The following is a 13,813-nucleotide window of genomic DNA, read 5'->3' as shown; positions in this document are numbered from 1 at the left end:
CCTGGCCCTCCCCCTTGGGAGGGGGAGGGAAATTTGCCATGCCGAGGCGTTGTTCCGCTTTCGATATGGTCTGGCAGCGACCAAGCGTTCTCTATCGCCATCTCGAAGGCTCGACTTCCCTCCCCCTGCAAAGGGGGAGGGTCAGGGAGGGGGCCCTTCCCCCCACCCGCAACTTAACCCCGCCTTAACCCAAACCACGCCACCCTTCCCCTTGTCCAACCCGCAGGGGATCACGCTTGACCGGCTTCCGCCACGCGACCCAGAAGGCGCGCGCGAAACAGTTGCGCAGCAACATGACCGAGGCCGAAAAACGCCTGTGGCATCACCTGCGCGCGCACCGGTTCTTCGGCCTCTCGGTCAGGCGGCAGGCACCCATCGGGCCCTATATCGTGGATTTTCTGATCCCCGCGCAGAAGCTGGTGATCGAGGTGGACGGCGGCCAGCATGCCGACAACCCGCAGGACGCCACACGCGACGCCTATCTGGCGGCGCGGGGATATACGGTGCTGCGTTACTGGAACCCGGATGTTCTGGGCAATTTGCAGGGCGTGCTGGAGGACCTGCGCCGCAGGACCGCCTGAAGACGTCAGTCCCCCTCGGCCTCGCGCAGATGCGCCGCGCGGCGCTGGCCGGCCTTGAGCGGTGTGGTGGCCGGACGACGAGCCGCTGTCTCGCGCCGGCCGAACAGCAGCCGTTTCAGCGCCCATTGCAGCCCGAAGACCACCACGGCGAACGGGATGATCGCGCTGAGGATCGACCACATCGACAGCGACACGCAGGCATCGCCCGCGCCGAACAGCAGCGACCAAAGCAGGCTGACCGTCTCGCGGCAGGGTACGGCTTGGAACATCGAACGTCCTTCGGATGGCTCGGCACCACCATGAATGAAGAACGCGGCGCAACTTTGGCGCGACGCGGACCGTACAAAGGAGAGACCCGATGACCGGGACCGTATTCGCCGTCGTGATGCTGGCGGCCCTGCTGCATGCGGGGTGGAACGCGATGGTCAAAGGCGGCGCCGACAAGGCCGCGGCGATGACCGCAGTCATCGTCGGACAGGGTCTGTTCGCGCTGGTCCTGCTGCCCTTCGCCAGCTTCCCCGCGCCCGAGGTCTGGCCATGGCTGCTGGCCGGCGTGGTGCTGCATCTTGGCTATAACGTCTTCCTGATCCAGGCCTACCGGTTTGGCGACCTGACGCAGGTCTACCCTATCGCACGCGGCGCCTCGCCCTTGCTGGTGGTTCTGGGAACGGCGTTGTTCTTTCACCAGAGCTTCAGCACCTTCGAACTCGCCTCGATCCTGATCATCTCGGTTGGCATCGCCTCGACCAGTCTCGCCCGCCGGGCGGACGGGCTGTTTCAAGGCAAGGCCGCGCTGCTGGCGCTGATCACCGGGGGGTTCATCGCGGGCTATTCCATCATCGACGGCCACGGCGCACGGCTCGCGGGCAGCGCGCTGGGCTTCTACGGCTGGCTTGCGGCGATCGACGGGATCGTGTTCCTGATCGGCTGGGGGCTGGTGCGCCCAAGCGTGGTTCGCGACGCGCTGCGGCTGCGCAAGCACTTCTTCCTCGGCGGCGGAGCCTCGTTCACCGCCTACCTTCTGGTCGTGTGGGCCTTCACCCAAGCGCCCATCGCCCATGTCACCGCGCTTCGCGAAACCTCGATCGTCTTCGCGCTGCTGATCGGGGTCACGGTGCTGAACGAACGCATCAACCTCGCCAAGGTCGCATCCACGGCGATGACGATCTCGGGCGCGATCATGCTGCGCCTTCATCGGAACTAGGATCATGACCGACGACACCCTTGCCGACTACAACTTCGCCTATCTCGACGAGCAGACGAAACGGATGATCCGCCGCGCGATCCTGAAGGGTCTGGCGATCCCCGGCTATCAGGTGCCCTTTGCAAGCCGCGAGATGCCGATGCCCTACGGTTGGGGCACCGGTGGCGTGCAGGTCTCGGCCGCGACGCTGACGCCGGACGACACGCTGAAGGTCATCGACCAGGGCGCGGACGATACGACGAACGCGGTTTCGATCCGGAAGTTCTTCGAGAAAACCGCCGGCGTCGCCACCACCACCCGCACCGCCGAGGCGACGGTGATCCAGACCCGCCACCGCATCCCCGAGGACGACCTGACCGAGGATCAGATCCTCGTCTACCAGGTTCCGATCCCCGAGCCGCTGCGGTTTCTCGAACCGCGCGAGACCGAGACGCGGAAGATGCACGCGCTCGAGGAATACGGGCTGATGCACGTGAAGCTGTACGAGGACATCTCGCGCCACGGCCATATCGCGACCTCTTACGCCTATCCGGTGAAGGTGCAGGACCGCTACGTGATGGACCCCTCGCCGATCCCTAAGTTCGACAACCCGAAGATGGAGATGCCGGCGATCCAGCTGTTCGGCGCCGGACGCGAGCAAAGGATCTATGCGCTGCCACCTTACACGAAGGTCGTCAGTCTCGACTTCGAGGATCACCCCTTCGATCCGTCGAAGGCGCCGCATCCCTGCGGGCTGTGCGGCGCGGCGGACAGCTATCTGGACGAGGTGATCACAGACGATCAGGGCGGGCGGATGTTCGTCTGCTCGGACACCGACTATTGCGAAAGCCGCCGGGCCGCCGGGCACACCGGTTCGCTGACCGAGGACGCCGCATGATCGAGATCCGCGCCCCCCGCCCCGAGACCGACATCGGCCCGCTGACCGAGGCGACCAACCGGCCCGGCGTCCGGAACGGCACGCTGCGGCTGCCGTTCACGACCGAAGATCTCATCCGCCAGCGGCTGACCAAGCCGTCGCCGGACGTGCACCAACTGGTCGCCTGCTGGGACGGGCTGGCCGTCGGACAGGGCTCGCTGATGCTGAACCGGGGACGCCGCCGCCATGCCGGAGAGGTGTTCCTGTTCATCCACGACGATTACTGGGGCCGCGGTCTGGGCCGGGCGCTGCTGTCGGCTCTCTTGGACCTTGCCGACAACTGGTACGGGCTGACCCGCGTGGGGCTGGAAGCCGCGACGCACAACACCCGCGCCATCGCGATGTACGAAGCGCACGGGTTCCAGCGCGAGGGGCTGAAGCGCGCCGATGTCATCAACAACGGGCGGCTGGAAGACAGCCTTGTCATGGGGCGGATCCGCCCCGCGCCCGCCTACGGAGAGGACGCGCAATGACCGAAGATCATCTTGGTATCGACCACCTTGGCCTGACCGTCTCGAACCTCGACGCCTCGGTCCGGTTCTTCGTCGACGGGCTTGGCTGGACGCAGTTCGGCGGCAATGCGGATTATCCGGCGGCCTATGTCACCAACGGGCATGCCAAGCTGACGCTCTGGCAACAGAAGGGCGACGACCTGCATGACTTCGACCGGCACGCGAACGTCGGCCTGCATCACGTCGCGCTGAAGGTGCCGACGCGCGAGGCGCTGGACCGTCTTTACGATCGCGTTTCTGGCTGGCCCGGCGTCGCGGTCGAGTTCGCGCCAGAGTTCTCCGGCAAGGGTCCGAAGGTGCATTTCATGATCAACGAACCGGGCGGCGCCCGGATGGAGTTCAGCTATGACCCGCGATGACACCGTGACCCCGCTGCTGTCGGTCCGCGACGTGACCAAGCGCTATGGCGCGCGGATCGGCTGTGCCGACGTATCCTTCGACCTATATCCGGGCGAGGTCATGGGGATCGTGGGCGAAAGCGGCTCGGGCAAGTCGACGCTGCTGAACTGCCTTGCCGGACACCTGCCGCCGGACGGTGGCGAGGTGATCTTCGACACACGCGCCGAGGGTCCGCGCGACACGCTTTCCATGTCCGAACCCGAGCGCCGGATGCTGGGCCGCACCGATTGGGCCTTCGTCCACCAGCACGCCCGTGACGGGCTGCGCATGGGTGTTTCTGCCGGCGGCAACGTGGGCGAGCGGCTGATGGCGGTTGGCGCGCGGCACTACGGTGACATTCGCGACAAGGCGATCGACTGGCTGGGCCGCGTCGAGATCGCCGCCGACCGGGTCGATGACCGGCCCACCGCCTTTTCCGGCGGAATGCAGCAACGGCTTCAGATCGCGCGCAACCTCGTGACCGGGCCGCGGCTGGTGTTCATGGACGAACCGACCGGGGGGCTGGACGTCAGCGTTCAGGCGCGGCTTCTCGACCTGTTGCGCGGTCTGGTCCGCGACATGGGTCTGTCCGCCATCATCGTGACGCACGATCTGGCGGTCGTCCGGCTTCTTGCGCATCGGCTGATGGTGATGAAGGACGGCCACGTGGTCGAAACCGGGCTGACCGATCAGGTGCTGGACGACCCGCAGCATGCCTATACGCAGCTTCTGGTCAGCTCGGTTCTGCAGGTGTGACGATGCTCACGGCATACGGACGATCCGGAAAGGGCCTTGCGCCCCTGCCGACCACACGGAACTCGCTGGCGAAGGATCGCGACGGCGCGGTCGACTTCCCGCCCGGGGCCGTGTGGATCGACCTGTACCGCCCCCTGCCCGCACAGGTCGCGGCGGTCGAGGCGCTGGGGATCGATGTGCCGACGCTCGCCGACATGGAAGAGATCGAGATTTCGTCCCGCCTTTATCGCGAGGACGGCGTCGACTATCTGACCGTAGTGCTGCCGGGCATGTCCTCGACCCAGCAGGCCAGCACCGGACCCGTGACCTTCATCCTGACGCCCGAGCGCATGGTGACGGTCCGCCACCACAACCCGCGCCCGTTCGAGACCTTCGCCGCACATGCCGAACGCAACGCCGGCGGCTGCGGCACGGTGGACCGGATGTTCATCGCGCTGATCGACGAGATCGTGGCGCGGCTTGCCGACCTGCTTGAAGCCGCGGGCCGGGTGCTGGACGAGGCGGCGCAGATCCTGTTCGGCGAGGAACAGGAACGCGACGACCAGAAGCTTGAGAAGACCCTGCAGCAGGTCGGGCGGCAGGGAGAACTGATCGGCCGGGTTCGGCTGGCGCTTTTGACCCTGCAACGGATGCTGATCTTCTTCACCACCAAGCCGCGCGAGAAAGAGGTCGTGACACTGGTGAAAAGCCAGATGCGCGACATCAAGGCGCTGGAGGTGCACAGCGACTACCTGTCATCGCGGATCGGGCTGACGGTGGACGCCACCATCGGTCTGATCGGCATCAACCAAAGCAGCGTCGTCCGCATCTTCTCGGTCGTCGCGGTGCTGTTCATGCCGCCGACGCTGGTCGCCTCGGCCTATGGCATGAACTTCGACATCATGCCCGAACTGCACTGGCACTACGGCTATCCGCTGGCGATTGGCGCGATGGTCCTGTCGGCGCTTGGGACGTACCTATTCTTCAAATGGAACAAGTGGCTATGATCGACATCCGCGATGTCTCCAAGACCTTCCGCCTGCACAATCAGGGCGGCGCCGCGATCCCGGTGATGCAGGGCGCGACCCTGACCGTCGCCCCCGGCGAATGCGTGGCCCTCACCGGCGCGTCCGGCGCGGGCAAGTCCACGCTGATGCGGATGATCTACGGCAACTACCTTGCCGCATCCGGTTCGATCATGGTGGGCGATACAGATGTCGCTGCCGCCGAGCCGCGGGAGATCCTCGAATTGCGGCGCACGGTGCTGGGCTACGTCTCGCAATTCCTGCGCGTGGTGCCGCGAGTGCCCACGCTTGACGTGGTGATGGAGCCGCTGCTGGCCACCGGCACCCCGGTCGAACAGGCGAAGGCGCGGGCCGAAGAGCTGCTGACCCGGCTGAATATTCCGCAGACACTGTGGGGTCTGTCGCCCACAACCTTCTCGGGCGGCGAGCAACAGCGTGTGAACATCGCGCGCGGCTTCGCCTATGCCTACCCCGCGATGCTGCTGGACGAACCGACCGCCAGCCTTGACGCCACCAACCGAGAGACGGTGCTGACGCTGATCGAGGAAGCCAAAGCGCGCGGCGCGGCCATCGTCGGGATCTTCCACGACGCAGAGGCGCGGGACCGGGTCTGCGACCGGCAGATCGACGTCTCGGCCTTCACCCCGGCGCGCGCCGCATGACCGGGCGGCTGATCGCAGTCGTCGGACCCTCGGGCGTCGGCAAGGACAGCGTCATGTCGGCGCTCGCCGCGCGGCGTCCGTCCATCGAACTGGTGCGCCGGGTCATCACCCGTGACCCCGGCCTCGGCGGCGAGGATTACGAACCGGTGACCGAGGATCGCTTTGCCGAACTGCTTGCCGCCGACGCGTTCTGCCTGCACTGGGCGGCGCATGGCTTGCTGTACGGCATCCCGGCCACCGTGCGGGATCGGTTGGCCGAGGGAACAGACCTGCTGGTCAACCTGTCGCGCTCGGTCCTGCCCGAGATGAAGCGCAGCTTCCCGACATCGGCCATCCTATCGCTGACGGCGACCCCGGATACGCTGGCCCGCCGCCTGCAGGGCCGTGGCCGCGAGACGCCGGAAAGCATCGCGAAACGGCTGGAACGCTCGGCCCTTGGCATCCCCGAGGGCGTACCGGTGATCGAGATCTCGAACGACGGTTCTTTGGCCGAAACGGTCGAGGACGCGCTGGACGCCCTTTATCCGGTGAAGGTGTAGCGGTGGATCAGTTCAAACATCCCATCCGGGCGCTCGCCCGCAAGCGCGATCTGGTCGATCACATAGGGCTTGGGCAACACGGGCAGCCGCGCTTCGACCTCGGCCAGCACAGGGGTCAAGGCATCGGGCGGCAGGCGGCCGCTGAGGGTCATGTGGAAGCGGAACTCGTCGAACACGTAGGGATAGCCCCAGCGCAGCAGCATCTCTTCCTGCCGTGCGCTCAGCCCCGCCTTGCGCCGACGCTCCAGTTCGGCCTCGGGAGCGGGCGCGCGGAAGCCGTCGAGTTCCAACACGCAGCGCCCGGCCAAAGTCGCCAAGGCGGCGGTGTCCCCTGCGGGCTTCAGCGCAAGAAAATGGCCCAGCGCACCCGGCACCAGCGCATCCAGCACGACGGTGGTCTGGTCGGCGACCATGGCCGTCACAGCGTCATGCAGTCCTTCGGGCGTGCATCCGTCGGCCAGCCGGAACGGCGGCTTCAACGTGCCATGGAAACCGTACTTGCGGGGCGTCGCCGTGACATCGGCGATCCCCTCCACATCCGGCTGCGGCACAGCTTCGCCGCGCCCCACGTCCCAACCAAGCCATTCCGCTCCGAACCGCTGAAGCGGGCCCTCGGGCGGCAGATAGTAGATCGCATATCGGGTGTAGTCTGACATGAATTCCCCTTTCCCGCCGTCCCGGATCGCAGAAACCGATGACAGTCCTGTGTCACAGGAAACCTGCCTCGCCAACGCCCGCATTGTCCTGTCCGACCGCGTGGCGCACGGGCGCCTCACCTTCCACGGCGACACCATCGTCTCGGTCGAGGAAACGCCCGACGTGCCGAAGGGCGCGCTGGATTGCGAGGGCGACTATCTTGTGCCCGGACTTGTTGAACTGCACACCGACAATCTCGAACGCCACATCCAGCCACGGCCCGGCGTCGACTGGCCGCTGGCGCCCGCGATCCTTGCCCATGACGGCGAGCTTGCGGCGACGGGCATCACCACCGTGTTCGACGCGCTGCGCGTGGGTTCGATCACCGAAGGCAAGGGGCGATACGACAAATACGCCCGCTCGACCGCGTCCGAGATCCTGCGCCTGCGCGACGCGGGGCTGACGAAGATCAGCCACTTCCTGCACCTGCGGGCCGAGATCTGCTCGGCCACGCTGGCGGAAGAGATGGAAGAATTCGGCCCCAGCGACCGGGTCGGCATCGTCAGCCTGATGGACCACACCCCGGGTCAGCGCCAGTTCCGCGACGTGTCGAAGCTGCGGCACTACTTAATGGGCAAGAAGCACATGACCGAGGCCGAGGTGGAGGAACACTTCGCCCACCTCAAGTCCCTGCGCGACGCCTATGGCGACCGGCACGAGGCGCTGGCGGTGCGCGAGGCGGCGCGCTATGGCGCGGTGCTGGCCAGCCACGACGACACCACGGCGGACCACGTCGCCACCTCGGCCGCGCACGGCATCCGGCTGGCCGAGTTTCCGACCACGGTCGAAGCTGCCCGCGCCTGCCGCGAGCAGGGCATTGCGATCATGATGGGCGCGCCGAACATCATCCGGGGCGGCTCGCACTCGGGGAACGTGTCCGCGCTGGAGCTTGCCGGGCTGGACCTGCTGGACGTGGTATCTTCGGACTATGTGCCTGCCGCGCTGATGCTTTCGGCGTTCCGGCTGGGCGCGTTCTGGGACGACCTGCCGCGCGCGATCAGAACGGTCAGCGCGGCCCCGGCGACAGCGTCGGGCCTGACCGACCGCGGCGCGCTTGAAGAAGGCAAGCGAGCCGACTTCGTTCGGGTGCGAAAGACCGACACCTTCCCGGTGATCCGTGGAAGCTGGTCGCGCGGTCAGCAGGTGGGCTAGCGGGAATTGCCAGACGAACCTGCGCACCACGATCCTGCGAAAGATCGTGGTGCGCGGTTCCTTGTCAGATCCGGAATAGCGGCTGCAACAGCCGGGGCACCAGGGCCCGGAACCGTAGCGGTGCATCCGTCGCCGCAAGGCAGATACAGTCCGGCCCCGGCTCTGCAATGGGCTTGTGTTCCAGATCGTCGTTCGCGACTTCAAGATCGCCAGCGCCGAAACGCCCCGTCTCGTCCGCGAAGGCGCCCTGAAGCACCAGCGTCAGTTCCAGCCCGCCGTGGGTATGGTCGGGCACCGCTTGCCCGCCGGGGATCGACAGCAGCCGCACCGAGCCGGTCGCGTCCGCCGACAGGATGCTTTGCTTCACCCCGCCGCCCAGTTTCGTCCAGCGCGGGCCACGGCCCTTCATCGCGGCGACAACCGGCGCCGGGAACGGTCCGTCGCGGCGGTAGACCGGTTCATCCGGCACGGCATCGTCCAGCCGGGCCATCAGGTCGGCCTTCATATCGCCGGACAGATTGATAAGCGGTTCGTCTTCCAGCAACGCTCCGCCCACCGCTTGGTGAGCCTCCAACGCGGCGCGGCATTCGTCGCACATCGACACATGCGCCGCGACCACAAGCGAAAACGCCTGCGGCAACGTGCCAGCGGCATAAGCCACCAGCAACCGTTCCGGTACGTGATGCACAATCTGCGTCATTCGTCTCGCAGTCCTTTCAGTTCGTGGCGCAGCCGTTCCAGCCCCAGCCGGATCCGCGACTTGATGGTGCCCAGCGGCAGCCCGGTGTCGTCGCGGATGTCCTGATGGGTCATCTCGCCGAAATAGGCCTTCTCGATCACCATGCGCTGCTCGGGGGTCAGGGCCCCCAGCGCGGCGCGCAGCTTCCCGGATTCCTGTTCGACGGCGACGACCCGGCTGGCGTCCGGTTCGGCCTCTGCTTCGTACCCTAGTTCCTCCGGCACAGGCCGGTTTTCCTTGCGGAGCACGTCGATCTGACGGTTCCGCGCGATCTGATAGATCCAGGACGAGACCTGCGCCCGCTCCGGATCGAATTGTGCGGCCTTTCGCCAGACGGTCAGCATGACCTCCTGGACGATTTCCTCGGCCTGTCCGTCGCCGCTGCCCGACCGAAGCACCACCGCCTTCAGGCGCGGTGCGAAATGGTCGAACAGCCGACCGAATGCCACCCGGTCGCGATTGTCGCGCACCGCCAGCATCCACATAGTCTGGTCCGAATACTCGGCCCGCTTACTAGTCACAGTCGTCCGGGCCCCTGCTTGCGCCGAAAGAACCCCTGAAAAGTCAGGCAGTTCGTATTCGGCAGGTTCCACGTTTCCGGTCAACATACCGCTGTTACGGCGCATATAAAGGTCTGGATCAAAATTTGATCCGTGAACCTTCGCGGCGCGTAATCGAGGAAACCACCCCAAGGGGAAATCCATGTCGCTCGACCTTGTCAACTCCACGCCGCCGGGCCGCGTCGCCGTCATCGGCGGCGGCATCTCCGGCCTTGCCGCGGCCTATCTACTGGCCCCCGGCCGCCCGGTGACCGTCTACGAAGCCGCGCCGCGCCTAGGCGGACACGCCCGCACCGTGACCGCCGGGCTGAACGGCGACCAGCCCGTCGACACCGGGTTTATCGTGTTCAACTACGCGACCTATCCGCACCTGACGCGCATGTTCCAGGACCTCGACGTGCCGGTTGTCAAAAGCGACATGAGCTTTGGCGCCACCATCGACGACGGCCGGATCGAGTATGCCCTGCGCAGCCTTCGCGCGATGCTGGCGCAACCGCGGAACGCCCTGCGCCCCGGCTTCGCGCGCATGGTGCGCGACATCTTCCGGTTCAACGCCCGCGCCGAAAGCCACGCAGGCAGCGGCACCATCGGCGAGCTTATGGACGAGTTGCGCCTCGGCGATTGGTTCCAGCGCTATTACCTGACGCCCCTGTGCGGCGCGATCTGGTCGACCCCGACCGACAAGATCCGCGAGTTTCCCGCACGCGCGCTGGTGCAGTTCTTCCGCAACCACGCGCTTTTGTCCGCAGGCGGCCAGCACCAGTGGTGGACGGTCGACGGTGGCAGCCGCGAATACGTCACCCGGCTGGAACGTCACCTGCGCGGTCACGGCGTCGGGATCCGGACCGGGACTCCGGTGCAGTCGGTCGAGCGCGACGCGGCCGGCGTGACGATCCACACCGCCGATGGCGCCGAGCGATACGACGATGTCATCCTTGCCTGCCATTCCGACGCCGCGCTGCGTCTGCTGGCGCAGCCGACCGAGGACGAACGCGCGGCACTTGGCGCGATCCGGTTTCAGGACAATCGCATGGTGCTGCACCGCGACATCCGCCAGATGCCGCGCCGCAGGCAGGCGTGGTCCAGCTGGGTCTACAAGGCCGACACCAGCCGCCCCGAGACGGCAATCGGCGTGACCTACTGGATGAACCGCCTGCAGAATATCCCGGAAAGCGATCCGCTGTTCGTCACGCTGAACCCCTCTACCCCGGTGGACGAGGCGCTGACCTACGATGAAACGACGTTCCGCCATCCGGTCTTCGACGAGGCCGCTCTCGCTGCGCAGCAACGGCTGCACGGGATGCAGGGCGCGCACCGGACGTGGTATGCTGGCGCATGGACACGGCACGGCTTCCACGAGGACGGTTTCGCCAGCGCGGTCCGCATCGCGCGCGCGATGCAGCCCGCCTCGCAGGCGCAGGCCGCGTGACGCTCGCCCCCGAACATATTCCAGGCGCCACCACTCACGCACGGCGCGGGTTGATCGGCAACACGTTCCGCTATGGTGTGGACTACGTGCTGATCGACCCTGAACACCGGGGCGGCCCATGGCTGTTCTCGCGCAATGCGCGGAACCTGTCGGCGGTCCGCGACCGCGACCACGGCGGCCCGCTGGATCATGGCCGGGGCGCGGACTGGGCGCGCGAGGCGCTGGCGGCGCATGGCTTCGCCGTCCCCGCAGGCGATCCGGACCGCAGGCTGCTTCTGCTCACGCAGCCCGCGTTCCTCGGCTATTCCTTCAACCCGGTCAGCTTCTGGCTGGCCTTCGAGAACGACACCCTGCGCGCGGTCATTGCCGAGGTCTCGACCCCGTTCCACGACCGCCACAGCTATCTCTGCCACAACGCCGGCTTCTCCCCGATCACCCGCTTCGACCGGATCACCGCGCCGAAGCACCTGCACGTCTCGCCGTTTCAGGATGTCGCCGGCAATTACGAGTTCGCCTTCGACATCCGTCCCGGCCGGATCGCGATCCGCATCACCCACCGCAACGGGGACGAAGGCCTGATCGCGACCCTGACCGGGCCGCGCCGTCCGCTGACTTCGCGCGGGATCGTTGCGGCCACCTTCCGGCGCCCTCTTGGCGCGATGCGGACCATCGCGCTGATTTACTGGCAGGCCCTTGTCTTGAAACTGAAAGGCGCGCGCTACCGTCCAAGACCGGAGCCACCCGCCAAGGAGATCACCTGAAATGCCGTTTCTAAGCGACCGCGTCCGGCGCGAATTCCTCGACAGCTGTGCGCGTATCACCGGCGGCACCCTGCGCCTGAAAACGCCCGAGGGCGAGTGGCTGACCTTCGGGTCGGGTGAACCCGAAGCGGTGATGGAGATCCACGACTGGTCCGCCGTGACCGCCGCCGCCGCGCGCGGCGACGTCGGGCTGGGCGAGGCCTATGTCGAGGGGCTGTGGGACACGCCCTCTATCGCAACGCTGATCGGCCTGGCGCTGGAGAATTACGACGAGTTCGGCAGCTTCACCGAGGCGGGCTTCTGGCAGACGCTGAAATTCCGCATCGCCGACCGCATTCTGCGGCGTAACTCGCAGACCGGCGCCTCGCGCAATATTCGCGCGCATTACGATGTGGGCAACGAATTCTACCAGCTGTGGCTCGACCCCGGCATGACCTACTCGTCAGCGCTCTACACCGCCGACGACGGTGACCTGTCGCGCGCGCAGGACCGCAAGTACGACCGCATTCTCGACCGCCTGCCCGATGGCGAGCGCATCCTCGAGATCGGCTGCGGCTGGGGCGGCTTCGCCGAGCGCGCCGCCGATCAGGGGCGGCACGTGACCGGCCTGACCATCTCGCACGCGCAGAAAGGCTATGCCGACGCGCGGCTCGACGGGCGGGCGGACATCCGGCTGCAGGACTACCGCAAGAGCGACGGCAAATACGACCACATCGTATCGATCGAGATGATCGAGGCGGTGGGCGAAGCCTATTGGCCCACCTATTTCGGAACGCTGAAGAACCGCCTGTCCGACGGCGGCCGCGCGGTGGTGCAGGCGATCACCGTGCCGGATCAGCGCTTCGACCTGTACCGGCGGACATCGGACTTCATCCGGCAATACACCTTCCCGGGCGGCATGCTGCTGTCGAACGAACGGATCGCCGAACAGGCCCGCCGCGCCGGGCTGGCGGTGAAGGACGTGTTCTCGTTCGGGCAGGACTATGCCCGCACCTGCGCCGAATGGCAGGACCGGTTGGACGCCCAGTCCTCGCGCATCCTCGCGCTTGGCTTCGACGAGAAGTTCCTGCGTTCGTGGCGCTACTACCTCGGCATCTGCTCGGCCTCCTTCGCTGCGCAGAATACCGATGTCGTGCAGGTCGAACTCGTCCATGCCTGAAACCGAACTGTTCAGGGGAAAGACGTGGTGGATCGTCGGCGCGTCCGAGGGTCTTGGCCGCGCCGTGGCCGAGGCGCTGGACGCCGAGGGTGCAAAGCTGATCCTGTCCGCCCGCAGCGAGGAGCGGCTGACCGAACTCGCCGCCACCCTCACCGATGCCCGCGCGCTGCCGCTTGACGTCACCGACCCGGACGCGGTGCAGGCGGCGGCGGTGACTGCGGGCGACTTCGACGGGATCATCTACGGCGCGGGGTTCTACGAACCGGTGAAGGCCACCGACTGGAACCCCGGCGCAGTGCGCATGATGTCAGAGGTCAACTTCACCGGCTGCCTGAACGTGCTTGGCGCCGCCGTTCCGGCGCTTCTCCGGCGCGGCAAGGGCCGCATCGTGCTGATCGGCTCGCTGTCCGGCTTCGCCGGCCTTCCCGGCGCGGTGGGCTACGGCGCATCGAAAGCGGCGGTGATGCATGTGGCCGAGAACCTGCGCGCCGATCTGAAGGGCACCGGCGTAACGGTCCAGCGGGTCAACCCCGGCTTCATCCGCACCCGCCTGACCGACAAGAACGACTTCCGGATGCCGCAGATCATGGAACCCGAGGACGCCGCGCAGAAGGTGCTGAAAGGCATCCGCTCCGGCCGCTTCTCTCACAGCTTCCCGAAGCCCTTCGCTTGGCTCTTCACCGTCGGACGCCACCTGCCCCTGTTCTGGTTCCAGAAAATCTTCACCTGACCGACGCCGGCTTCTTCTCTTTACCAATACCTCGG

General features: G+C 66.6%; 18 protein-coding genes. 14 read left to right on the top strand and 4 right to left on the bottom strand.

Annotation, left to right across the window (positions count from 1 at the left end; all coding sequences use genetic code 11):
• The first annotated feature begins 236 nt into the window (after positions 1 to 236).
• Positions 237 to 581, top strand: a complete 345-nt coding sequence (locus ACP156_RS12000; protein ID WP_425051563.1) for an endonuclease domain-containing protein — start codon at positions 237 to 239, stop codon at positions 579 to 581.
• A 5-nt stretch (positions 582 to 586) separates the two neighbouring features.
• Here ACP156_RS12000 and ACP156_RS11995 read toward each other — a convergent pair whose 3' ends face one another.
• A complete protein-coding gene (locus tag ACP156_RS11995; protein WP_425051562.1) occupies positions 587 to 850 on the bottom strand; it encodes a hypothetical protein in 264 nt (87 codons plus the stop codon).
• Positions 851 to 939: 89 nt separating this feature from the next.
• Between ACP156_RS11995 and ACP156_RS11990 the strand changes: the two genes are divergently transcribed.
• The 8 genes from ACP156_RS11990 to phnN are packed head-to-tail and all read left to right on the top strand — an operon-like array spanning position 940 to position 6,552.
• Positions 940 to 1,785, top strand: a complete 846-nt coding sequence (locus ACP156_RS11990; RefSeq protein WP_425051561.1) for an EamA family transporter — start codon at positions 940 to 942, stop codon at positions 1,783 to 1,785.
• 4 nt (positions 1,786 to 1,789) lie between these two features.
• Positions 1,790 to 2,662 carry an alpha-D-ribose 1-methylphosphonate 5-phosphate C-P-lyase PhnJ gene (locus tag ACP156_RS11985; protein ID WP_425051560.1) on the top strand — a complete coding sequence of 291 codons (873 nt, stop codon included), beginning with the start codon at positions 1,790 to 1,792 and terminating at the stop codon, positions 2,660 to 2,662.
• Positions 2,659 to 3,174 (top strand): GNAT family N-acetyltransferase, encoded by a 516-nt coding sequence (locus tag ACP156_RS11980; RefSeq protein WP_425051559.1) that lies wholly within the window; start codon positions 2,659 to 2,661, stop codon positions 3,172 to 3,174. The genes ACP156_RS11985 and ACP156_RS11980 overlap by 4 nt, the downstream gene beginning before the upstream one ends.
• On the top strand, positions 3,171 to 3,572 hold the full coding sequence (locus ACP156_RS11975) for a VOC family protein (RefSeq protein WP_425051558.1): 402 nt from the start codon (positions 3,171 to 3,173) through the stop codon (positions 3,570 to 3,572). The genes ACP156_RS11980 and ACP156_RS11975 overlap by 4 nt, the downstream gene beginning before the upstream one ends.
• 4 nt (positions 3,573 to 3,576) lie before the next feature.
• Positions 3,577 to 4,347, top strand: a complete 771-nt coding sequence (phnK, locus tag ACP156_RS11970; RefSeq protein WP_425051905.1) for a phosphonate C-P lyase system protein PhnK — start codon at positions 3,577 to 3,579, stop codon at positions 4,345 to 4,347.
• A gap of 2 nt (positions 4,348 to 4,349) precedes the next feature.
• A complete protein-coding gene (locus tag ACP156_RS11965; RefSeq protein WP_425051557.1) occupies positions 4,350 to 5,333 on the top strand; it encodes a magnesium transporter CorA family protein in 984 nt (327 codons plus the stop codon).
• On the top strand, positions 5,330 to 6,013 hold the full coding sequence (phnL, locus tag ACP156_RS11960; protein ID WP_425051556.1) for a phosphonate C-P lyase system protein PhnL: 684 nt from the start codon (positions 5,330 to 5,332) through the stop codon (positions 6,011 to 6,013). The genes ACP156_RS11965 and phnL overlap by 4 nt, the downstream gene beginning before the upstream one ends.
• Positions 6,010 to 6,552, top strand: coding sequence for a phosphonate metabolism protein/1,5-bisphosphokinase (PRPP-forming) PhnN (gene phnN, locus ACP156_RS11955; protein WP_425051555.1), 543 nt, complete (start codon positions 6,010 to 6,012; stop codon positions 6,550 to 6,552). Before phnL ends, phnN begins: the two co-directional genes overlap by 4 nt.
• Here phnN and ACP156_RS11950 read toward each other — a convergent pair.
• Entirely contained in the window at positions 6,534 to 7,208 is a 675-nt protein-coding gene (locus ACP156_RS11950) for a DUF1045 domain-containing protein (RefSeq protein ID WP_425051554.1), read from the bottom strand. The two genes, phnN and ACP156_RS11950, sit on opposite strands and share 19 nt — an antisense overlap.
• Here ACP156_RS11950 and ACP156_RS11945 point away from each other — a divergent pair.
• Positions 7,207 to 8,400 carry an alpha-D-ribose 1-methylphosphonate 5-triphosphate diphosphatase gene (locus tag ACP156_RS11945; protein WP_425051553.1) on the top strand — a complete coding sequence of 398 codons (1,194 nt, stop codon included), beginning with the start codon at positions 7,207 to 7,209 and terminating at the stop codon, positions 8,398 to 8,400. The two genes, ACP156_RS11950 and ACP156_RS11945, sit on opposite strands and share 2 nt — an antisense overlap.
• A gap of 64 nt (positions 8,401 to 8,464) precedes the next feature.
• Here the strand turns inward: ACP156_RS11945 and ACP156_RS11940 are convergent, their stop codons facing one another.
• Entirely contained in the window at positions 8,465 to 9,100 is a 636-nt protein-coding gene (locus tag ACP156_RS11940; protein ID WP_425051552.1) for a ChrR family anti-sigma-E factor, read from the bottom strand.
• The gene (locus ACP156_RS11935) at positions 9,097 to 9,624 is read right to left on the bottom strand and encodes a sigma-70 family RNA polymerase sigma factor (RefSeq protein ID WP_425051551.1); all 528 of its coding nucleotides are present in this window, start codon (positions 9,622 to 9,624) and stop codon (positions 9,097 to 9,099) included. The genes ACP156_RS11940 and ACP156_RS11935 overlap by 4 nt, the downstream gene beginning before the upstream one ends.
• A 217-nt stretch (positions 9,625 to 9,841) precedes the next feature.
• On the opposite strand from ACP156_RS11935, the gene ACP156_RS11930 reads away from it, so the two are divergent.
• The 4 genes from ACP156_RS11930 to ACP156_RS11915 are packed head-to-tail and all read left to right on the top strand — an operon-like array spanning position 9,842 to position 13,778.
• Positions 9,842 to 11,128 carry an NAD(P)/FAD-dependent oxidoreductase gene (locus ACP156_RS11930; RefSeq protein WP_425051550.1) on the top strand — a complete coding sequence of 429 codons (1,287 nt, stop codon included), beginning with the start codon at positions 9,842 to 9,844 and terminating at the stop codon, positions 11,126 to 11,128.
• Positions 11,125 to 11,889, top strand: coding sequence for a DUF1365 domain-containing protein (locus tag ACP156_RS11925; protein ID WP_425051549.1), 765 nt, complete (start codon positions 11,125 to 11,127; stop codon positions 11,887 to 11,889). The genes ACP156_RS11930 and ACP156_RS11925 overlap by 4 nt, the downstream gene beginning before the upstream one ends.
• A gap of 1 nt (position 11,890) precedes the next feature.
• The gene (locus tag ACP156_RS11920; protein WP_425051548.1) at positions 11,891 to 13,048 is read left to right on the top strand and encodes a class I SAM-dependent methyltransferase; all 1,158 of its coding nucleotides are present in this window, start codon (positions 11,891 to 11,893) and stop codon (positions 13,046 to 13,048) included.
• The gene (locus ACP156_RS11915) at positions 13,041 to 13,778 is read left to right on the top strand and encodes an SDR family NAD(P)-dependent oxidoreductase (RefSeq protein WP_425051547.1); all 738 of its coding nucleotides are present in this window, start codon (positions 13,041 to 13,043) and stop codon (positions 13,776 to 13,778) included. Before ACP156_RS11920 ends, ACP156_RS11915 begins: the two co-directional genes overlap by 8 nt.
• The last annotated feature ends 35 nt before the right edge of the window (positions 13,779 to 13,813 follow it).

The sequence above is a fragment of the Psychromarinibacter sp. S121 genome, assembly GCF_049801035.1.
Taxonomy (GTDB): Bacteria; Pseudomonadota; Alphaproteobacteria; order Rhodobacterales; family Rhodobacteraceae; genus Psychromarinibacter.
This window is presented reverse-complemented; position numbering and strand designations above follow the sequence as displayed.